Origin of the sequence: Clostridium omnivorum, from assembly GCF_026012015.1 — a bacterium.
GTDB classification, from domain to species: Bacteria; Bacillota; Clostridia; order Clostridiales; family Clostridiaceae; genus Clostridium_AX; species Clostridium_AX omnivorum.
Genome location: NZ_BRXR01000001.1, coordinates 706,307 through 728,234, shown reverse-complemented (window position 1 = coordinate 728,234; position 21,928 = coordinate 706,307). Strand labels below are relative to the sequence as shown.

Here is a 21,928-nt window from a genome sequence, read left to right as displayed (position 1 = left end):
TGAATGTACACAGAGGTTTAATATATTTCTCTTTATATTTTTTTTATTTGAAGTTTACTTATCATTAAATAAGATAAAAGCAACATAAGAATAACTGTAAGTCCAGGATTTAAATTATGATTAATAGTTATTAAGCCATATAATGCTAGAAGAACACCAGCGATTGTTATTGGTACACCCATAAATATATTGTTAAATTGTGTACTGTTATATCTGGCAAGTCTGTATGCACCAGCTATTGGAAATATTACTACAAGGAAGTATCCTATGATCCCGAAACTCATAAAATTATAAAGACTAAATAATAAAATTGAAGGTGCTACTCCAAAAGATACTAAGTCAGCTAATGAATCCAATTCTTTACCGATGTCACTAGAAACTTGAAGAAATCTTGCTACTCTACCATCATATCTATCTATTAATCCAGCAATAATTATAAATAAACAAGCCCATGTATAGTTACCGTTAAATGTCATGATAAGAGAAAGTATGCCACATGCTAAATTTGCGAAAGTAAACAGATTCGGCACAGTACTTTTAGCCATTAAAATCACTCCTAAAATATTATATGCTTAAATACAATCAAAGCAGAATAGTATCTGTTATTGATTATTTTAAGCATTAAACAGATATTTATTATATATAAATTAGACCAGTTAATATATTATAGCATATTTCTATAGAATATTTAATAGTTTTTTTAATAAAATATTTATAAGTACGTTATCCACTAAGTTTATTTAAAATAATTTATATTTATTGTTGTATTATGAAGACAATGTTTAATATAATATAATCATATTTGAAGAGATGAGGATTGAGTAGATGGACAAAACTAGCAAGAAGGATTTAAAGGGTAAATATTTTAAATATATAGTATTTATTTTAATTATTGCAGCTATATTCTTTTTTATTTTTACTCGAAGGCCAGGAATGAGATTTATTAATGTACACAGTTTTAAAAAAATTATTAATGTACATAATCTTAGAAGATTTATAATAAGCTATGGACCATTTGCAGCGGTGGTTTTTGTTCTTATATATTCATTAAAACCTGTGGTGTTAGTGGTTCCGGCTTCATTACTTTCCATCATGGCGGGCAATATTTTTGGCCCAGTAAAAGCTACTTTTTTAAGTATGGTAAGCTGTTTTTTTGCTGGAACCTTAGCTTTTTATTTAGCACGTATGCTTGGAAAGTCTTTTGTAGAAAAGATCCTGGGAGAAAAGGCGCTAAAGCTGGACAATAGTATTGAACAGCATGGATTTAGAATTATGCTGCTAATGAGATTATCAACTATATTTCCCTATGATCCTCTTAGTTATGCAGCTGGGCTTACAAAAATGAGGTACAGAGACTTTATTTTAGGTACTTTAATAGGAATTTTGCCTGAAATGATAGCATATTCCTATGTAGGACATAACATGCAGCATCCTTCTATACTTAAATTTGTGGCACCAGTATGTATAGTTGCATTCATTGCAGTTATGTCATATCGCAGCTATAAAAAAGCTTCTTAACATGGTTTTGTTTCTCTTATAATGAAATATATACTAACATAAAATACACCTTGGTTGTTAAAAATAAATATGAAAATTGAAGGATAGAAATCTTTGATAACTGTTTAAGGAGGGTGTTTTATGAAAGTAAGAGATATAATGACTAAAGATGTGGCTACATTAAATTCTACAGATTCAGTTGAACGTGCGGCTCAGCTAATGAATGAACACAATGTAGGTTCTATACCTGTATGTGATGGAGAAAAATGCATAGGAATCATTACTGATAGAGATATAGCTCTTAGATCTGTAGCCCAAGGCGGAAATACCCACAGTCAAACTGTAAGAGATATAATGTCATCAAATCCTGTAGTAGGAAATTTAGATATGGATATTCATGATGCTGCTAGAATAATGAGTGAAAGACAAATAAGAAGACTTCCTATAGTTGAAAATGGAAATATTGTTGGAATAGTTGCTTTAGGAGACTTAGCAGTTGAAACAAAGCTTGTTGATGATGCAGGAAATGCACTAAGCAGCATTTCTGAGCCCAGCAGCCCTAATATTTAATAAAAAATAATCTAAATCCACAAGAATTTAGTAATTCTTGTGGATTTGTCATATAAAGTGGTATAATAGGATTGATTTATGATTAAATAGTTCAATGGGAGAGTTTGATATGAATAAGGTAAAGTTTATTTATAATCCGTATTCGGGAGAAAATGCAATTATAGCAGATATAGACAAAGTAATTATGGTTCATCAAAAATATGGTTATACGGTGATACCTTATAGAATTAATATGGAATATGGTTTAACCAAGGCTTTTGAAGATATAGATGAAGGTTATTCATATGTGCTTATAGCTGGTGGAGATGGAACCGTGGATAATGTTGTAAATCACATGAAGGAATTAAATATAGAGTTACCTGTAGCTATACTACCAGTAGGAACTGCTAATGACTTTGCTAAGTTTATTGGTATGCCACAGGATATTGAAAGAGCATGTGAACAAATATTGACAAGCACCAAAAAAACTGTTGACATTGGTAAAATTAATGACAAATATTTTGTAAATGTAGCAAGTACAGGCTTATTTACAGATGTATCTCAAAAAACTGATGTAAACTTAAAAAATACAATTGGGAAGCTTGCTTATTATGTTAAGGGACTAGAACAGCTGCCTAACTTTAGAAAGTTAAAAGTAAAAGTAAAATCAGAAGAGCGAACTTTTGATGGCAAGATGTATTTAATGCTTATATTTAACGGTCAGACTGCAGGAAACCTTAAGTTTGCCTATAAGTCAATAGTAGATGACGGATATCTCGATGTAATTATAATTAAAGCTGGGATGATAAAGGACATGATTTCCTTATTCATTAAGATGCTAAAGGGTGAGCATTTAGAAGATGTACATAACCTTATCTATTTTAAAACTGATAAGCTAGATATAATATGTAATGAAGATATTGTAACAGATATAGATGGAGAAAGAGGTCCTGATTTTCCACTTCACATAGAATGTGTAAAAGGCGGCCTAGATATACTTGGAATAAAAGATTAAGATATAAGAATAAATTTGATTTTCATATAATAGATATAAGTAGTAACAATTTATTTTGGAGTGAATATGCAATTATATCTTATTTACTTGGTTTTACTACTTGTAGTATTACTAATTCTATATAAAGGTATAGAATTAAATGTCAAGTATGCTCCTTTAAAAATAAAATATCTTAGTATAGGTATTTTACTAGCTATGACTTTGCGATACATAACTCTTGTTGTGATGCTTGCTGTAAAAAATATAAAATATCTCTATGTTCTTAAATCGGTATATTTTATAAATTTAATTGCACTTCCAATGGCAGCTTTTATAATTTTATATATTTTAGCAAGAAATGATAAAATAAAGATTAGTTTTATATTTATTTTACTGCCTTTATTTTTAGCAGCTTATACAATTATGCTTTACAAGCTTCCTTGCTATATAGTTCTGGATGCAAACTTTGGTTATAATATGTATTTAGACAGGCAAATTATTGTGTTTGGTTTATATATAGTAATCAACACTCTTATATTGTTTGGTTCAATACTGCTGCTAGACAATAAGTATGCTAATAAGCCTGGGCTCATATTGGTTATAGTTTCTGCATTAATAACTATTGTTGAAGCATTATTAATGCTAAATGGAATAAAATTATTGCCAAGTCCTATTATTAGTGATTTGATATGGATGTTAGCTCTGAATTATGCTATTAGCAGATTAAAAAAGTAGAATTATTTCTACTTTTTTTCTTTGTAAATATGCTTTTTACAGGTATAATATTAATATATTTATGAAATCCATTTCAAGTATTAAACAAATGAAAGTGGGAATAGAGTTGAAGATTTTACTGGTATCTGATGTTGAAACACCATATTTATGGGACTTTTTTCAGCCAGATAAATTTAATGATATAGATTTAATAATTTCTTGTGGAGATCTTAAAGTGGACTACCTATCTTTTTTGGTTACAATGATTAAGGCTCCTTTGTATTATGTTCCGGGAAATCATAATGAAAAATATTTAAAGAGTCCGCCTGAGGGTTGTGAATCCATTGATGGAAAGCTTGTAGTGTATAAAGGTGTAAGAATACTTGGGCTCGGTGGAAGTATGAGATATAATGCTGCAGGAAATTATCAATATACAGAAAAAGAAATGAAGAAAAGAATATTCAAGTTAAAAGCTAAGTTATGGTGGAATAAAGGCTTTGATATATTAGTTACCCATTCTCCTTCTTATGGATATGGAGACGGTAAAGATTTATGTCATATAGGATTTAAGTGCTTTAATGATCTGCTTAACAAGTATTCCCCAAAATATTTTTTTCATGGACATCAGCATCTTAACTATGGTTTAAAACCAAGAATACTACAGCATGGCACTACTAAAATAGTTAATGCCTTTGAATATTATATTGTTGAATATTAAATAATTTATAAGGAGTCTCAGTTTGAGACTCCTTACTTACATAAGATTAAATAAAAATAATTATTGATTATTGTAATCTTCTACTATAACATTGTCTACAAACCAGTTCATTGACAAAATTTCTTCATGTGAGGCTGATTCATTTGGGCTTATTCTTATATTTCCTTGCTGATCTAAAATAGGACCTGTAAATGGATGGTAAGCACCTGTTATTATCATAGTTTTTAAAAGGTTTACTAGCTTTTGAGTATCTTTAGGAACTTCCTCATCAGAGTAAAAGATATCTACCACACCAGTATCTATGCCCCACCAAAAGTTTATAAGCTGCGAATTACTACTAAACATATCAACTATGGTCTTAAAGGTATCGTTTAAAATGTTTCTAAGTATTTTTTCATAGAATATTCCCCAATTCCATATAGGAGTAGCTAAATATTTATCAGGAACTCCACGTTTTTTATCAATGCTGCAGAGCATCGAATAAACACCATAGTCAGTGGATACTGGATGGGGTACATCTAATGTTCTATTGCAAATGATGTCTGCACCTAGTTTAATCAGTTTATTACCTGCATCATTGAATTTTATTCTGCTGTTCCATTCATTTGTCCACGCTACCTTGACTTTAGCATAGGGATTAACCATTTTTGCTCCAAGAGCAAAGGCATTTATTGAACTTATAACTTCAGGATTAACACTAGTACCAACATATCCCAAAATGTTCCTTTGAGTCATTGCTCCTGCTATAATTCCTGTTAAAAACCTAGGCTCATAAGTACGACCATAATAGTTACTTACATGAGTATATGGATTTGCTCCAGAGCAGTTAAAAAATTTAACATGTGGATACTCCAAGGAACATTTTAAAGTAGCATTAAAATAAATAGGGCTTGTAGTGAAGATAATATCATAGCCGCTTTCTGCAAGAATTTCGAATACGTCATATGCTCTTTCATCTTCAGGGACATTTTCTACATAAGTAGTTGATACTTGATCACGCAGCACCTTTTCAATATGCCGCCTTCCTAGTTCATGAGCATAAGTCCATCCAGAACTCTCTATTTTTCTTGCATATGCAAATGCAACTCTTAGTTTTTTCTTAGGTATAACTAAAGAGGTTAGAGTAGAAAGCATCCTGTTTTGAGAATTCTCCAATGGAGACGTGAGAATATCTATTTCTTTACTGTTATTTAGGGCTGCCAGTTCTTTAATAAATTCTTTCATACTTGAGGAAAGATCATCTGAATTTATTTTATGTGGAAGACCATAAATTTTAATATACTCTAAGAAAGCATCACCGGTAGTAATAGGTAACTCATCACCACCTGCATTTAGGTAAATATCTCTAAAACTATTGTATATATATACTTCAAAATATTTATATTTATCATGAAAGTCTGATATATTAGGGTCTAACTGATCCAAATAGTGAAGCAAAGTTTTAAAGCTGCCCTCTGATGAAAACCAAATAGAGTTGAGACCCGTTATTTTATTAAACTCTAAGAATTCGTAATAAATGCGTATATCTTTATTTGCTTCATCCTTTTTAGGTATAAGTCTAGTAACTTTAGCAGATATTGAATAGGCATCGAAAAATTTCAAAACACTTACCCGTTTATTACCTTCTATCACGTAAAAGAAGTTCATATATTCATATACCTTAATTGAATGTTTAATACCTTCATCCAGATGTGCTTCACAGAGTGCAGACCATTTTTTTTCAAATTCAGTACCTGCTTCTATGATAGGCATAAAGTTTTTAGCAAAGGATAAGCTTCTCAAATGCGTATAGGTTCCAATAATTTTTTTTAAGGGTATTTCAATTAAGCCCAAATCAACATGGGATACTATTTCTGTATTTTTAACTATTCCTTCAAGAGATGTGAGATAACCAATTTCACCTCTTGAAATATTTTTGTTGTATTCTTTAAGTCCAAGCTTTCTAGCCTGTTCAAAAAATTCTCTACCAGAATTTTCTTTCATATTTGCACCTCAAAAAATTCAATATATTATTTAAAGTATATCACAAAAAAATTAGGCATTTATACAAAAATTATATCCAAAATGTAAAAAAATAAAAAATAAATTTTCTTTGATATATAATATACCATGAGAAGATAAATGCATTTTGTCTTAAAGAAATAAGTTTACTCTAAAACTGTAAAAACAGAATGTTTTAAGAGCAAACAGAGTATAATACCTAAGAATACTGAAATAATATAAAATAATAAAGATTTTTGATTAAAATTTGTGAAATATAGTTGCATTTCAAGAATTTTATAATATAATTTATAGTGTAAAGAGAATATAATTTGTTAGGTGAGGCTCCTATATGGATATACGCTACTGCCCGGAAACATCGAGAGATGCCAATGGGTCAACAGGTACTACCGAATTAAGGTTTTACTTAATGTAGCTGGACAATGTCTAAAGCTGTATAGTGCTAAAACTCAACGAAAAAATTTCAGTTGATTTTAGGAGCCTTTGTTATGCTCTTTTTTGTTTTGTTTCTATTTTGAGAATAATTTTTATTATAGGTGGTGAGTTTAATGGAAGGTGGCCCTCAAAGTGGGAGCTCAGATACGATTGACAATTTAATACAGTACAGAGGGACATTTGTCCGTTTTATAAGCATGCAATCTAGATAGTGGAATTGTATAAAGCAAATTGAAAAATACCTATTGCTTTCCACGGATAGATTTTCCTCTGTACGGAAAAAGGAGGAATATTATGGAAAGATTAGTTAGTTTTTTTCTAAGCAAAGTTCTTTATAAGAAGGTTTATGATGAAGATGGAGATGTTTTAGGAAAGCTATGGGATGCTTACGTAACCACTGAAGATGGATATCCAAAAATAATTGGTTATAAAGTTAAAACAGCTAGTGAAATGATAAGCTGCGAATTTAGACATATTAATTTTTACAAAGTTGATGGAAAAATAGAGATAAAAGTTAAAGATGCAAAGGAAATAATTCCAAGAGATTATTCCTATCTTCTATCCAAGCATCTTTTGGATAAACAAATTGTAGATATAAATGGTAAGAAGCTAGTAAGGGTCAATGATTTAAGAATAAGCGAAATAGCTGGTGAGCTTAGAGTAGTTGCTGTAGATACAGGAGTAATGGCTTTAGGAAGAAGGTTAGGCGTGGAGAATGCTTTAAAAGGAATCTATTCCTTTATGAATAAAAAAGCTTCAGACAGCCTTATAATGTGGGATAATGTTGAATCTTTAGAGATGGTTAATGATAATTTGAAATTAGCAGTACCATATAAAAAACTGTCTAAATTGCACCCAGCGGATTTAGCAGATATTCTTGAAGAAATGGATGTTAATTATAGAAATAAAGTATTTGAAAGTCTTGATGAAAACTTGGCTGCGGATACTCTAGAAGAAATTGAGCCAGAGATTCAAGCAGATATTTTGGAAGCAATGAGTCAATCAAAGGCAGCAGAAGTTCTTGACAGCATGCCTAATGATGAAATTGCTGATATATTAGATGAAGTGGATGAGGAGACTGCAGAAAAGATATTGATGAATCTTGAAAAAGAAGATGCTGACGAAGTTAGAACTCTTATGGAGTATGAAGAAGAGACTGTGGGAAGCATAATGAATAAGGATTTTATATGCTTCAATGTGAATATTTCAACTCAAGAAACTATTGAACTTTTAAGAGAACTTAAACCTGAAGCAGAGGTTGCTTATTATATTTATCTTATTGATGATAAAGAAAAACTTCAAGGAGTAGTTTCGTTGAGAAATCTTGTAGTTGCACCTCCTAGCAGCAAGCTGAAGGAAATCATGGATGACAGTGTAATTAAAGTAAGAGATTATGAAAGTATAGAAGATAGTATAGAAACGGCAGTAAAATATAACCTTCTTTCTCTTCCTGTTGTAGATGAAAATGATAAATTATGTGGAATAGTAATTATGAGCGATATTATTGATGAAGTACTAATGCCTACATGGAGAAGAAGCTCTAAGAAAGTAAGCTAGAGAGAAGGTGTACCTATGAAAAAGAATTGGAACAAGTTTTTATTTATTTTAAGTATTTTAGGACCTGGGCTTATAACTGCAAATGCTGGAAATGATGCTGGAGGGGTTACAACCTACTCTGTAGTTGGTGCACATTACGGATACTCCATGCTATGGGGATTGTTTGCTATTGGTATAGGGCTTGCAGTAGTTCAAGAAATGAATGCAAGAATGGCCATTGTTACTGGAAAAGGGCTTTCAGATTTGATAAGGGAAAGATTTGGTGTAAAGTGGGCATTCTTTGCTATGTTAGTTCTTATAATTGCTAATCTTGGAGTTTGCATTGGTGACTTTGCTGGAATTGCAGCAAGTTTAGAGTTATTTAAGATTAGTAAATATATTTCAATACCAATGATTACATTTTTTATATGGTTTATAATGACTAAAGGAAACTATTCTACTGCTGAAAAGGTGTTTTTAGGCCTCACGTTAACTTTTTTTAGCTATGTCATAACAGCCTTTTTAGTAAAACCTAATTGGGGCAATGTAGCTTTAAGCATTGTAAAACCTAATGCACCAATGACAAAGGATTATTTTTTGACTTTAATTGGAATGGTTGGAACTACTATTACTCCTTATATGCAGTTTTATCTGCAATCTTCAATAGTAGATAAAGGGATATCCCTTAAGGATTATAAATATGAAAAGTTAGATGTGTATCTTGGAACTGTATGGGGAATACTTACAGCCCTATTTATAACGGTATGTACTGCAGAAACACTACATAAGGCAGGTATCCTTATAGATACAGCACAAGATGCTGCATCCGCACTAGGCCCTCTTGCTGGGAATTATTCATTTATTTTATTTGCAGTAGGATTATTTGGAGCTTCATTTTTAGCATGCTGTATAATTCCATTGTCAACTTCCTATGCAGTATGTGAGGCATTTGGTTTTGAAAGTGGACTTAATAACAAAATTAAGGAAGCACCAGTATTCTTTGGTTTATTCTTATTTATGATAATTACAAGTGCTGTAGTGGTGCTTATTCCAAAGGTATCATTAATATCAATTATTTTAGTAACACAGCAGATTGCAGGGGTATTATGTCCGGTAGTTCTTATATTTATGCTCAATTTAGTGAATGACAAAGAGGTTATGGGAGAATACGTGAACAGTACACTTCAAAACTTAATTGCAAAGGGTACAGTAGCATTGATAATTATTTTAACCATTGCCGCTTTTATTGGAACATTTATGTAAATAAGTTCTACAGTGTTAAGGCACTGTAGAACTTATTTTTTATAAGATAAAGCTATGCTTTTATTTTACATTCAGTATTAATGGATGTATTTTTTTTTTATATAAGCACAAAATACATATGAAAATGATAAAAGGCCTTAATACTAGAAAAGAGTCTAAATTGTTTGGAATATTTGCAGATATTATGAGCCATGGAAATGGTGCTCATATACAAAATATAAGGAGGTGATTTTGTGTTTAAGAAGGTATTTAGCTTTAAAAAAATAGCATTATATCTGTCAGTTATTTTAATTACATATGCTGCAACTACTTTCTACTTCGAGCCTTATAATAGAGCTGTAAAGGCTGTGGTATACAAATATGGCTCCAGTGGCAATATTGTTGTAGAAATTCAAAGAAGACTAAAGGCATGGGGGTATTATACTGGCAGTTTAGATGGAGCGTATGGATATGGAACTTATTTAGGTGTTAAAAATTTTCAAGCGGCAAATGGCCTAACCGCGGATGGCATAGCTGGAAATAGAACATTAACTGCACTTGGAATAAATGCAGGACAGTACTCAGAGGGAACAGCTGCGGCTGCCCAAGGTGGAAATACACAGTATCAATCTAATAACAATGATGTAACTCTTTTATCAAGGCTCATAAATGGTGAGGCTAGAGGAGAACCATATGAAGGACAGGTAGCAGTAGGGGCAGTTATTATGAATAGAGTAAGAGATCCAAGGTTTCCTAACACAGTAGCTGGGGTTATATATCAGCCAGGAGCATTCACAGCAATAGTAGATGGGCAAATTAACGCTGAAATATATCCAAGTTCAATAAAAGCTGCCAGAGATGCGCTAAATGGTTGGGATCCTTCTGGTGGAGCCGTATTCTACTATAATCCTGCAAAAACTACAAATCAATGGATATGGTCAAGACCAGTAATAAAAGTAATAGGTAATCATAGGTTTTGCAAATAAAATTTTATGGAGCACATATTTGTGCTCTTATTTTATTAAATTAAATTGTTAAATTTTTTATAGGATAGTTGACAAAATTCCGTTTTCGACACATGTAAAAGGATAAAGAGAAGTGACCTCCTGTAAACAGTGGGTTTTCTTCTCTTTTTATATTAAAAAATGTTGTATGAAAATCTTGCTTTGATAATTTTTAAATTTTTTTATTTAGATCTTTTGAGAGATAATATTTTTTATCCAATACTAAATCAAATACTCCATTTAGGGAAGTACATACCTGGCTACCATATTTTATATCTGCTACATTTCTGGTGTAGAGTATATTTTTTGCCCTTTCTATCTGCGCGTTTCTTATGTGACGCTGGTATTCCATCATTTTTCTAGAGAAAGTTACAATAATTTTCTGCTTAAGAACTGCTTTGGATTTAACCATCTTGGACTTTCTGTTCTTAAAGACCTTTTCCTCGTACAGCCCGACATCCACAGCACTGTCCGCATCTAGTATCTTATAAATAATATCATTATAAAGTGTTAGATTATCCTTTTCGAACCGGTGGAACTCCTTCATAAATTTTATCGCTATGGGAGCATCATTGGAAAGCCTTTGGAAAGCATAGTCGTTAAAGACAGCTTCCTGCAGCTTGTTAGAAAGTTTCTTGATGGACTGCGTTACAATGAATGCTCGGCCACCCATGGAATTATATTTTCTAATGTTAAGAGAACCAAGTCCTTCATCTGAGCAGTAAATAAACTGCTTATTTTTGAACATCTTCGTGATATTCATCGTCTTCATCTTCTGCCTCGAAGTAATAGTTTGTACAATCGAAATAGCATACAGAGGTGTTTCTTTTTATGATGTTTCCAATGTTTAAAAACAGGTGCTCTAGATAACTGCCGTAGTTTTCCTCAAGGATATCCATAAAACGCAGAAGCTGATGATATTCAAACGAAGGTTTTTCATAATAAGTCCCCAGTCTGTCAAATGTTCCGAGTTTTGATTTCGGATCCAGTATCCTCGCAAAGGATAGAAATCGATTGATATAATGTTGAATGTCACTTGTCACTTGGCTGGCACGTGATATACTTACTTTTGGCTAAAATAATTCCTTAAAATATTAACTTGTTAAGGTCTTATTGATATAAAAGACAATAAATGTCCATAATTGACAAATAAAATGCTTTCAATACATAATGCTTTGTTGTAAAGTACTAGTATAAGCAAAGAATAAGAGCGCGGCCGGTGCGTGTAATCGATTAACCTGAGTAAAGTATGAAACGACTTTTTAATATTTACAGTTACTATATACTTAACTCTTGCTTTTCGGAATAAAAGGAGGTGCAGTGTAAAGAAAATTGGGGGAATCTAGATCATAACTAACTAATTGTTAGAAGGGGTGTAAAGTATGGAACAAATAAAAAAGAAAAAACGTCTAACATTCAGAAATTGGCTTTGTATTGCGCTGGCATGTATGTTAATCAGTATGATAGGCGCATTTCTGGTTCAGACTTCTGGTACATCAATAAAAGTACGTCGTTTTAAACTTGTTGTCAGCGGTGGATATGAAATTAATGGTCAAATGTATATACCAAAAGATGCAAGTACCAAAAATAAACTGCCAATGGTAGTAGTTCAACATGGAAGTCAGCATAACCTTGAAATGCAGGACATGAATATGGTGGAACTATCCCGTCGTGGATATATAGTTATTTCAACTGATGCCTATGGTCATGGATCATCAACTGCTCGTGACGTTGTGCCACCTACTGAAGCATTCAATAACGTGATTTCTGTCATAGACTATGTATGTAACAGTCTTAATATAGTAGATACTGATAAAATTGGTATAGCAGGGCACTCTATGGGAGCGGCTATTGTTACCAGTACATTGCAGCATTATGTTGAGCAAGAAGCTCGTGGACTAGGAAAGAACAAAATAGCTGCTTGCTTAGAGATAGGATATGATCCTTCATACATTCCATATACTTTTAAAGGAGTTGACAAACCTGTTTTAGCAGATGCAAATTGGGGTGTTATTGCAGGAAAATATGATGAATTCTTCTTTAAACAAAAGGATGTCAATAATGACCCTGCGAAAATTTTACAAAGCAAGGCTGCTTTAGATTTTGTAAAGCAGGTGGACAGCAGTGCTCAAGGGCCTGTGGAGAACGGAAAGATTTATAAAGGCCAGATTAACGGTAAAGAATGCAGCAGAGTTTTTTACCAGATATCTGCAGACCATCCTCAAGAGATTTTTTCATCACAAAGTGCAGCTGATGCTGTTAGCTTCTTCTATGATTCTTTAGGTGTTCCTGCTGGTCATGAAAAAATAGACCCTAATAATCAGGTATGGCAGTGGAAACAGTTTTTTAACTTTCTTGGTTTAGTTGGTGTTCTTTTGTTCTTATTTCCATTTGCAAAATGGATAATGAACACAGTACCATATTTTTCAGAACTGAAAGCCAAGAATGCAGCACCTGCTGCACCAGCACTAGATACAACAAAGAAAAAGCTGGTTTATTGGATTTCATGGGTAGTATGTATGGCAATTCCTGGTATACTTGCTATGCCAGTTATGCATTACTGGATTGGTAAGCAGTCATTTACACCAGTTACTGTAACCAAGTGGTTTGGTGAAGGATCTGTAAATGAAATTGCAGGTTGGGCAGTTATTTCTTCATTATGCATTCTTGCAATATTCTTATTTAACTACTTCATATTCGGTAAAAAATTTGGAGCAAAGACAGATAGCTGGGGAATTAAAATTTCACCGAAAGCTCTTTGGAAGAGTTTACTTTTAGCAGTGATGACATTTGGAGTTGCATATTTAATTTTATTTACTGCTGACTTTTTCTTCACTACAGATTTTCGTATATGGCTTATTGCAATGCGTGTATTCAGCAAAGACAAGGTATTGTTCCTTATTGCTTATTTCCCTGCTTTTGCAATTTTCTATCTTATTAACTCCATGCTTGTGGATGGTGGAAACAGAGTGGAAGGTATGCCAGAATGGCTTATAACACTTATTAGCTGCATTGCTAACATTGGTGGAATAGCAGTTGTAATATTCATTCAGTACTTTACGTATGCTAGAACTGGTATATTCCCATATAATGCAATGCGTACTATTAATCTTTTCCCATTCCTTGTACAAGTACCTGTTGCTACAATTATTACAAGAAAGTATTTCAAAGAAACTGGAAATATATATCTTGGTTCCTTTACAATTAGCTTATTGTACTCAATGATGATTATTACACAGGTAAGTATAAACACAAGTATAATTTCATAAGTTATACCATATAATTAATGCCGCCTCACTAATTAATAAGTGCGGCGGCATATACTTTTTGTTTATTGTCTCATTACAACAATATTGAAGAATCAATTGTTGGGTCAAAGGGGTCCTGCACAGTTGGCAACGACCTTATATTAAGAGAAAAGCCGTTTGGCAGCTGTTTAGGAGAGTAGCCGGTGATTTCTTTAAAGGTTCTGTTAAAGTTTCGAATGGTATTGAAACCGCATTTGTTCATGAGAGTAGTCATAGGTATATTGCGTTCTGTGGACAGAATATTGACAGCTTTTTCAACTTTTACAGTGTTTAAATATTGCGAGAAGGTCATACCAGATATTTTTTTAAAATAACGTGAAAAATATGTTTCTGACAGATTCATGAAACCTGCAGCATCACTGAAGGAGATAAATTCAAAATTTTTATCAATCCAGTTCAGGAGTTCTTTATATTTTATTAGAGAATCATGATTTATAGTTCCATTTTCTGATAGTTCTTCCCCTCTGAAGATGTTTATAACAAGATCAGTGAGCATTGAATTTGTCTTATCAGTATAGTATGGAAGTTTGGAGATTAGCTCATTATGGATTGCCGCAAGTTTGCTAATAGTATCATATTTATCCTCATATACAGGAGTCTTGAGCTCATAGTTATTAGTAATGTTTTTTGTAAGGCGGTTATCAAAAAGGCAGACCATTAGAATACAGTCCTCGTCAGCGTCTACATAATGTACACTGCTTCCCGGGCAAATAACGCACTGTCCCTCATGAATGATAAAAAGTTTATCGGTGATCATTATCCTGGCATTTCCATTCTGGCAAGCTATAATTTCATGCTCAAGGTGCCAATGTGATATGTTGTGCAGATTTTTATATACACCGACCCAGGTCAGCTCGTCTCCTTTGTAATTTCGTTTTTCATACTTGGCTAACATTTTTCTTTAATACCTCCAATTCATATAATAATGTTAGCATATTGGGCAATAAATGTCCATAAGTAACAATTAAAATGCTTTCAATGTAAAACAATTTATTATAAATTATTAATAGAATTAGGGAAGGAAAGGGATGGCTATAACATGTTAATTGATCAATCTGATTTGCTACGTGCTTTTGGCGTTGGATGCTGTATAACAACTGAACTTATGGTTATTGAAAAGGGATGCCTTTCTCAATTTGACAGTTACATAAAGCAATTAGGCATAAACGGTCCCATAATGGCGTTGTATGATACAAATACCTTCTGTGCAGATAACCTTGTGAGGCCTTCTGCTTATCAAGAGATTATACTGGCTGCGGATGGACTGCAAGCAGATGAAAAAGCTGTGGGAGAAGTATTGAACAAATTAAATCCAGATGTAAAGGTCATTGTGGCCTTGGGTTCTGGAACAATACATGATATTGCCAGATGCTGTGCATATAAAAGGTCTCTGAAGCTGATTTCCTGTCCTACAGCAGCTAGCGTAGATGGATTTTGTTCTAATGTTGCAGCAATGACATGGAACGGTAGCAAAAAGACTCTACCAGCCGTAGCTCCAACCTTGGTTCTGGCGGATACTAGTGTCATTGCCGCAGCGCCAATTAGGCTGGCTAAAAGCGGTATAGGTGACATTTTAGGTAAATATATCGCTTTGGCCGACTGGAAGATAGCTCATATTTTGATAGGGGAGAAATATACTGAAAGAATAGCAGAAACCATGGAATCGGTGTTGAAAATAATTAATAATTACTCAAGAGAGATACTAATAGGAAATTTTGATGCATACGAAAAGTTGATATATGGCTTACTGCTCAGTGGATTGGCTATGCAGGTGTTTGGAAACAGCAGGCCAGCTTCTGGTGCGGAGCACCATATATCTCACTTGATAGAAATGCATCCCTTGCCGCTGGGACTAAGTAGCACGGCACTTCACGGAGAAAAGGTAGGTGTTGGAACAATCATCATGTCTGAGGCATATCACCGGTTTGCCGAATACAAAGCTTTGGACAAGATACACTATTCCTTCACGCCTATTACAAAAGAAAATGTTTTTTCTTTTTTTGGGAACTTAACAGATGGTATTTTGGAAGAGAATAAATCAGACTGCCTGATGCTGCTGAATCCAAGCAGTATTCATGATAAATGGAGCGATATATGCCAGGTAATAGATACAATCCCTAAACCAGATGTTTTACAAAGTTTTTATGAAAGCCTTGGTATGAAATGCAGTCTGCAGGATATAGGAGTTGATGAAAATAAAAAGAATCAACTAGTTTTTCTTTGTCCTCTAGTACGAAACAGACTGACTTTAGCAAGGATTATGAAGCAGATAATTGTGCCTTAAACTTTTTTAGAATAAAAGATTACGGAAAATGCTTGATTTCTATGAAACAACATAAATGAAAGGATAGGTGAACATATGAGTAAAAAATATAGTATTGGTGTGGACTATGGAACCCTAAGCGGCAGGGCAGTGCTGGTGGATGTTAAAAGTGGCGAAATTGTCTCACAAGCTGAAAAAAAATATACACACGGTGTAATGGACAGGTGTCTGCCAAGCGGAAAAAAGCTGGCAGAAAATTGGGCGCTGCAACACCCTGCTGATTATCTGGAAGTACTATATGAGACCATACCCAGCGTCATTGCAAAAAGCGGTGTGGATAAGAATGATGTAATTGGTATATCCACTGATTTTACAGCATGTACAATATTACCAATAGACCAATTCGGCACGCCATTATGTATGATTAACAGATACTCTGAGGAGCCTCATTCATACGTAAAACTTTGGAAACATCACGCAGCACAGGAGCAAGCAAACAGGCTTAATATGATTGCTGCGGGGCGTGATGAAAGCTTTTTAAAGCGTTATGGAGGTAAGATTTCTTCAGAATGGCTTGTTCCTAAAATCATGCAGATTGTTGAAGAAGCACCAGAAATCTATGATAGCGCATATGCATTAATGGAAGCTGCAGATTGGATACCTATGAAATTATGCGGCAAAATGGTCAGAAACACCTGCACAGCAGGATACAAATCAATGTGGAGCAAGAAGCATGGCTACCCTGATACAGAGTTTTTTAAAGCTCTAAATCCCAAAATGGAAAACATTGTTGCAGAAAAATTAAAAGGTGAATTAATGCCAATAGGCCGCAGGCAGGGTTATCTGACAGATGAAATGGCATCACGGCTTGGACTTACCACAAATGTAGCAGTGGCCGTGGGTAATGTAGATGCCCATGTTTCTTTACCAGCAGTGGGAGTCACCGATGAAGGCAAGATGCTAATGATAATGGGGACATCCACATGTGACATTCTTCTTGGTAGTGAAGAGAAATATGTCAAAGGGATGTGCGGAGTAGTTGAAGATGGTGTCATAGAGGGCTATTTTGGGTATGAAGCTGGGCAAAGCTGTGTTGGTGACCATTTTGACTGGTTTGTAAATACCCTCCTAAAGCAGGACTACTTTTCAAAAGCCCTTGAACAGAACCTCGATGTCCACCAATACTTAACGGACAAAGCGGCACAGCTGAAACCAGGTCAGAGCGGCCTAATTGCACTGGATTGGTGGAATGGGAACCGTAGTATTCTTGTTGATACAGATCTTACAGGTATGTTGCTTGGCATGACACTTCAAACTGAACCTGAGGAAATCTACAGGGCACTTATAGAAGCAACTGCCTATGGTACAAGAGTAATAATCGAATCTTTTGAGAAATCGCAGGTGCCTATTAAGGAATTGTATGCCTGCGGAGGCATAGCGGCAAAAAATAGTCTTATGATGCAGATTTATGCTGATGTAACAAACAGGCCCATAAGAATCTCTGCCTGTTCACAGACTCCTGCACTGGGGGCTGCTATGTTTGGTGCAGTGGCTGCAGGAAAGGCTGCAGGTGGATACGATAGCATTGTAGATTGTGCAAAGGCTATCGGTAAGACAGATAAAGTATATTATCCTATTGAAAAAAATGTTGCGATTTATGACAAGCTGTATGCAGAATATCTAACACTGCATGATTATTTCGGTACAGGTGAAAACAACGTCATGAAGCACCTTAAAAAAATTAAGTCGGAGGTGGAAGGATGTTAGAAGAGCTCAAGGAGAAAGTTCTCAGTGCAAACCTCTTGCTAAAGGAACTGGGCCTAGTTTGCTTTACTTGGGGAAATGTTAGTGGTATTGACAGGCAAAGTAATCTGGTGGTAATCAAGCCAAGCGGCGTTCACTATGATAAGTTATCACTTAACAATATGGTAGTGGTAGATATGGACGGTAATATTATTGAAGGTGGCTTACGTCCCTCATCTGACCTTGCGACACATTTGGAGCTATACAAAAAGTATCAGGAAATAGGGGGAGTGGTACATACTCATAGCAGATATGCTACTAGTTTTGCCCAGTGCAGAAAGCAGATTACTGCTTTTGGTACTACCCATGCAGATTATTTTTATGGGGATATTCCTTGCACACGTGCACTGACTAAGGATGAGGTTGAGAAAGAGTATGAAAAGAATACCGGTAAGGTTATTATTGAAACCTTGGGAGACAAGGATGTCATGAAGGTTCCTGCAATACTTGTCTCAAACCACGGACCATTTATTTGGGGACTGGACAGTATATCGGCGGTGATGAATGCAGCATATCTAGAAGAAAGCGCAAGGATGGCATTTAACACGCTTACCCTTGATGGTAGTACCCAAATGATAGATCAGTACCTATTAGACAAGCATTACCAACGCAAACACGGAAAAAACGCTTATTACGGGCAGAAGGAGAAGAAATGAATAGATTATATTTTATTACAGGAAGTCAAGATTTATATGGGAAAGAAACATTAGATCAGGTTGCTGAAGATAGTAAGAATATTGCTTTGTATCTTAACCAGTGTCTTAGTGACACCGCAGAAATTGTTTGGCAACCAACGGTTAGAAATAGTGAAGAAATCGTTGATGTGTGCCAGAAGGCTACTGTTGACAAAGATTGTATCGGCGTCATTACATGGATGCATACTTTCTCACCAGCTAAGATGTGGATAAAGGGGCTCCAGTTGCTTACGAAGCCTTTACTGCACCTTCATACACAATATAATGAAAAACTGCCCTATGATACCATTGACATGGACTTTATGAACCTCAATCAATCAGCTCACGGTGACAGGGAATTTGGATTTATACTATCTAGGCTTGGAATCAAGCATGAAGTTGTGGCAGGTTACTATAAGCACAAAAGCACCATCAGTGAGATACAAAGATTTGCACAGGTTGCTAAAGCTATGGCATTTTCTAAAAATCTTAAGGCTGCAATGTTTGGAAATAATATGCGTGAAGTTGCTGTTACTGATGGAGACAGGGTTGAAAGTCAGATAAAATATGGATGGGAAGTCAACTATTATGGCATCGGTGAACTTGTTGCCCTAACTGATGCTGTTACAGAAGCAGAAGTTGCTAAAAAACTTCATGAGTACAAGTTACTTTACAATATGTCTGAAAAGGATACAGAATCCGTAAAGGTTCAGGCTCGATATGAAATTGCTCTGGACAAATTTTTGGATAATAACGGTATTGTTGCATTCACAGACACATTTCAGGATCTATACGGTTTGAAGCAGTTACCAGGCATTGCTGTTCAGAGGCAAATGGCAAGAGGAATAGGTTTCGGTGCAGAGGGTGACTATAAAACTGCTTGCCTCACATCAGTTATGCACAAAATGGCTGAAGGAAGAAAAGGAGCAACTGGGTTTATGGAAGACTATACCTACGACTTAACAGAAGGACAGGAGCTTGTACTGGCTGCTCACATGCTGGAGGTTTCCCCGGAATTTGCCGCTACAAAGCCACAAATAGAAGTACATCCTCTTGGTATAGGTGGAAAAGAACCCCCTGCACGCCTTGTTTTTGAAGGAGTTAAGGGAGATGCAGTAGCTGTATGTATGACGGATATGGGAGACAGATTCAGGCTCATATGTGCAGAAATAGAACTTGTAAGCCAAACTAAGCCTATGCCAAAACTCCCTGTGGCTAGGCTAATGTGGAAACTTAAACCGGACTTCAAAAGTGGTGTAAAAGCATGGCTGGAAGCTGGCGGTGGACATCATACAGTGGTCTCTACTGCCCTTACAAGTGAAGACATTGCCATGTTTGCAAAACTTACAGATACAGAATTTATATTAATTAGGTAAGGAAAATGTCACTTGGCTGGCACCTGACATTTTGATTTAAATAGCGGTTTCGTGTTGAAACCGCTATTATCATGTGCGCCCGGCATGAGCGTAATCTTGTCGGTGAAAGTCCGATACTGGGGTTGATAGTGCCAACCGTTAGCTTAAGACAAGGGTGTCCACCGTGAAGTGGAATCTGAAGGAAGTCAGCGGCAAAACTCTGGTATGACGAATAGAAACTACATATTAGGGAAGTACATATGTTTAAAACCCGGTGGGGCTGTATTCTATTATAATCCAGCAAAGATTACTAACCAATGGATTTGGTCTCGACCTTTAATAAAGGTTATTGGTAATCATAGATTTTGTAAATAGTATTTTAAGGAACGCAATTGTGTGCTCCTATTTTACTAAATTAAATTGATAAATTATTTGAAACATAGTTGACAAAAATAATTAATGTAATATAATAAATATATAATCCATAGTAAAACAGTCGGAAATACAGTGAAGAAGGAAAGTAATATAAGGGAATTATCCAGAGAGGAAATCCACAGCTGAGAGGATTTCTATATGAAGCTTATATGAAGTGCCCTTCGGAGTAGTGTACCGAAAGACCTTTGTCTAGTAGGTTACATCGGATTCTCCCGTTATAGAGATAGAGCATACAGGTGCTTGAACAAGGTGGGACTTATGTCCAATTAGAGTGGAACCGCGGAGTAACAACTTCGTCTCTTTATATATATAAGAGATGGAGTTTTTTTATTTGCCTTGGCATATTAAAATTTGCTTAATTTTTTACAGGTTATATAGTATACTATCAAAAATTAGAAATGAAAATGGAATTTAGATGAATGTTAAATATATAAAGAGTGATCAACTTTATATATAAGCAAAAAATGAGAGGAGAAAAGAAAATGATATATAACAGTGCTTTAGAAATGATTGGTAAGACACCAATTCTTAAACTTAACAACTTAATAGATGAAAATATGGGAGAAGTATATTTAAAGCTTGAAAATAAAAATCCAGCAGGAAGTGTTAAGGATAGAGCTGCTCTTGGTATGATTGAGAGGGCTGAAAAGGATGGAATAATAAAGGCTGGAGATACAATCGTAGAGCCTACTAGCGGGAATACAGGTATTGCTCTATCTATGATAGGAAGACTAAAGGGTTATAAGGTAATTATTGTAATGCCTGAAACAATGAGTTTAGAAAGAAGAAGTATGATTAAGGCTTACGGAGCTGAGCTTGTTTTAACTGAAGGTGCTAAAGGCATGAAAGGAGCAATAGCAAAGGCTCAAGAGATTTCTGAAGAAGGAAAAGGAATATATATTCCACAGCAGTTTATAAATAGCGCAAATCCTAACAAGCACTATGAAACAACAGCTGAAGAAATAGTTGAAGATTTAAAGGATATAGATGTATTCGTATCAGCAGTTGGTACAGGTGGAACTGTAAGTGGAGTTGGAAAGAGACTTAAGGAAATAAATAAATTAATTAAAGTTGTCGCAGTTGAACCAGCTAAGTCTCCAGTTTTATCTGGAGGAGAGCCAGGACCACATAAAATACAAGGTATAGGGGCTGGCTTTGTGCCTGATAACTTTAATAAGGATGTAATAGATGACATAGTAACAGTTACAGAAGAAGAGGCATTTGAAACTGCAAGATTGGTTGCTAGCAAAGAAGGCGTGCTTATAGGGATATCTTCTGGAGCAAATGTAGCTATAGCTTTAAAAATGGCTAAAAAACTTGGAAAAGGTTCTAAAGTAGTCACAATTGCTTGTGATGGAGGAGAAAAGTATTTGTCAATGGGACTTTATGAGTAACTAATC

The 21,928-nt window shown here is 34.6% G+C and carries 17 protein-coding genes, 2 pseudogenes, 1 riboswitch and 1 other annotated feature; of the genes and pseudogenes, 15 read left to right on the top strand and 4 right to left on the bottom strand.

Annotated features, from left to right (window positions below):
- Positions 1-32: 32 nt before the first annotated feature.
- Entirely contained in the window at positions 33-545 is a 513-nt protein-coding gene (gene pssA, locus bsdE14_RS03330; protein ID WP_264848531.1) for a CDP-diacylglycerol--serine O-phosphatidyltransferase, read from the bottom strand.
- A gap of 280 nt (positions 546-825) precedes the next feature.
- Here pssA and bsdE14_RS03325 point away from each other — a divergent pair, with 280 nt between their 5' ends.
- From bsdE14_RS03325 to bsdE14_RS03305, 5 genes are all read left to right on the top strand, one after another.
- Positions 826-1,518: a TVP38/TMEM64 family protein gene (locus tag bsdE14_RS03325; protein WP_264848530.1), complete on the top strand. Its 693-nt coding sequence runs from the start codon at positions 826-828 to the stop codon at positions 1,516-1,518.
- Between the two features lie 120 nt (positions 1,519-1,638).
- A complete protein-coding gene (locus tag bsdE14_RS03320; protein ID WP_264848529.1) occupies positions 1,639-2,067 on the top strand; it encodes a CBS domain-containing protein in 429 nt (142 codons plus the stop codon).
- Between the two features lie 109 nt (positions 2,068-2,176).
- Positions 2,177-3,061, top strand: a complete 885-nt coding sequence (locus tag bsdE14_RS03315; protein ID WP_264848528.1) for a YegS/Rv2252/BmrU family lipid kinase — start codon at positions 2,177-2,179, stop codon at positions 3,059-3,061.
- 66 nt (positions 3,062-3,127) lie between these two features.
- The gene (locus bsdE14_RS03310; protein WP_264848527.1) at positions 3,128-3,775 is read left to right on the top strand and encodes a hypothetical protein; all 648 of its coding nucleotides are present in this window, start codon (positions 3,128-3,130) and stop codon (positions 3,773-3,775) included.
- Positions 3,776-3,881: 106 nt separating this feature from the next.
- Positions 3,882-4,472 (top strand): metallophosphoesterase family protein, encoded by a 591-nt coding sequence (locus bsdE14_RS03305; protein WP_264848526.1) that lies wholly within the window; start codon positions 3,882-3,884, stop codon positions 4,470-4,472.
- 60 nt (positions 4,473-4,532) lie between these two features.
- On the opposite strand, the gene bsdE14_RS03300 is transcribed toward bsdE14_RS03305, so the two are convergent.
- Positions 4,533-6,455, bottom strand: a complete 1,923-nt coding sequence (locus tag bsdE14_RS03300) for a BMP family ABC transporter substrate-binding protein (protein WP_264848525.1) — start codon at positions 6,453-6,455, stop codon at positions 4,533-4,535.
- A gap of 321 nt (positions 6,456-6,776) precedes the next feature.
- A riboswitch (M-box (ykoK) riboswitch) is annotated at positions 6,777-6,941 on the top strand.
- 261 nt (positions 6,942-7,202) lie between these two features.
- On the opposite strand from bsdE14_RS03300, the gene bsdE14_RS03295 reads away from it, so the two are divergent.
- From bsdE14_RS03295 to sleB, 3 genes are all read left to right on the top strand, one after another.
- Positions 7,203-8,465, top strand: coding sequence for a magnesium transporter (locus bsdE14_RS03295; protein WP_264848524.1), 1,263 nt, complete (start codon positions 7,203-7,205; stop codon positions 8,463-8,465).
- A gap of 15 nt (positions 8,466-8,480) precedes the next feature.
- Positions 8,481-9,707: an Nramp family divalent metal transporter gene (locus bsdE14_RS03290; RefSeq protein ID WP_264848523.1), complete on the top strand. Its 1,227-nt coding sequence runs from the start codon at positions 8,481-8,483 to the stop codon at positions 9,705-9,707.
- 233 nt (positions 9,708-9,940) lie between these two features.
- Positions 9,941-10,672: a spore cortex-lytic enzyme gene (gene sleB / locus bsdE14_RS03285; RefSeq protein ID WP_264848522.1), complete on the top strand. Its 732-nt coding sequence runs from the start codon at positions 9,941-9,943 to the stop codon at positions 10,670-10,672.
- A 280-nt stretch (positions 10,673-10,952) separates the two neighbouring features.
- On the opposite strand, the pseudogene bsdE14_RS03280 reads toward sleB, so the two are convergent.
- Positions 10,953-11,736: pseudogene (locus bsdE14_RS03280) on the bottom strand (transposase); the annotation flags it as partial.
- Positions 11,737-12,072: 336 nt separating this feature from the next.
- Here bsdE14_RS03280 and bsdE14_RS03275 point away from each other — a divergent pair.
- Positions 12,073-13,959 (top strand): alpha/beta hydrolase, encoded by a 1,887-nt coding sequence (locus bsdE14_RS03275; RefSeq protein WP_264848520.1) that lies wholly within the window; start codon positions 12,073-12,075, stop codon positions 13,957-13,959.
- A 73-nt stretch (positions 13,960-14,032) separates the two neighbouring features.
- Here bsdE14_RS03275 and bsdE14_RS03270 read toward each other — a convergent pair whose 3' ends face one another.
- Complete coding sequence (locus bsdE14_RS03270; protein WP_264848519.1) at positions 14,033-14,893, bottom strand: AraC family transcriptional regulator; 861 nt, start codon at positions 14,891-14,893, stop codon at positions 14,033-14,035.
- A gap of 144 nt (positions 14,894-15,037) precedes the next feature.
- Here bsdE14_RS03270 and bsdE14_RS03265 point away from each other — a divergent pair, with 144 nt between their 5' ends.
- The 6 genes and pseudogenes from bsdE14_RS03265 to cysK all read left to right on the top strand — a co-directional run bounded on the left by bsdE14_RS03265 (position 15,038) and on the right by cysK (position 21,922).
- Positions 15,038-16,282, top strand: coding sequence for a sn-glycerol-1-phosphate dehydrogenase (locus bsdE14_RS03265; protein ID WP_264848518.1), 1,245 nt, complete (start codon positions 15,038-15,040; stop codon positions 16,280-16,282).
- Positions 16,283-16,357: 75 nt separating this feature from the next.
- A complete protein-coding gene (locus bsdE14_RS03260; protein ID WP_264848517.1) occupies positions 16,358-18,028 on the top strand; it encodes a ribulokinase in 1,671 nt (556 codons plus the stop codon).
- Positions 18,022-18,720, top strand: coding sequence for an L-ribulose-5-phosphate 4-epimerase (locus bsdE14_RS03255; protein ID WP_264848516.1), 699 nt, complete (start codon positions 18,022-18,024; stop codon positions 18,718-18,720). The genes bsdE14_RS03260 and bsdE14_RS03255 overlap by 7 nt, the downstream gene beginning before the upstream one ends.
- Positions 18,717-20,114, top strand: a complete 1,398-nt coding sequence (gene araA / locus bsdE14_RS03250) for an L-arabinose isomerase (RefSeq protein WP_264848515.1) — start codon at positions 18,717-18,719, stop codon at positions 20,112-20,114. Before bsdE14_RS03255 ends, araA begins: the two co-directional genes overlap by 4 nt.
- Before the next feature lie 252 nt (positions 20,115-20,366).
- A pseudogene (locus bsdE14_RS03245) lies at positions 20,367-20,468 on the top strand (cell wall hydrolase); the annotation flags it as partial.
- A 123-nt stretch (positions 20,469-20,591) separates the two neighbouring features.
- Positions 20,592-20,832 (top strand) — a binding site (T-box leader).
- A gap of 178 nt (positions 20,833-21,010) precedes the next feature.
- Positions 21,011-21,922, top strand: coding sequence for a cysteine synthase A (gene cysK / locus bsdE14_RS03240; RefSeq protein WP_264848514.1), 912 nt, complete (start codon positions 21,011-21,013; stop codon positions 21,920-21,922).
- Positions 21,923-21,928 lie beyond the last annotated feature (6 nt).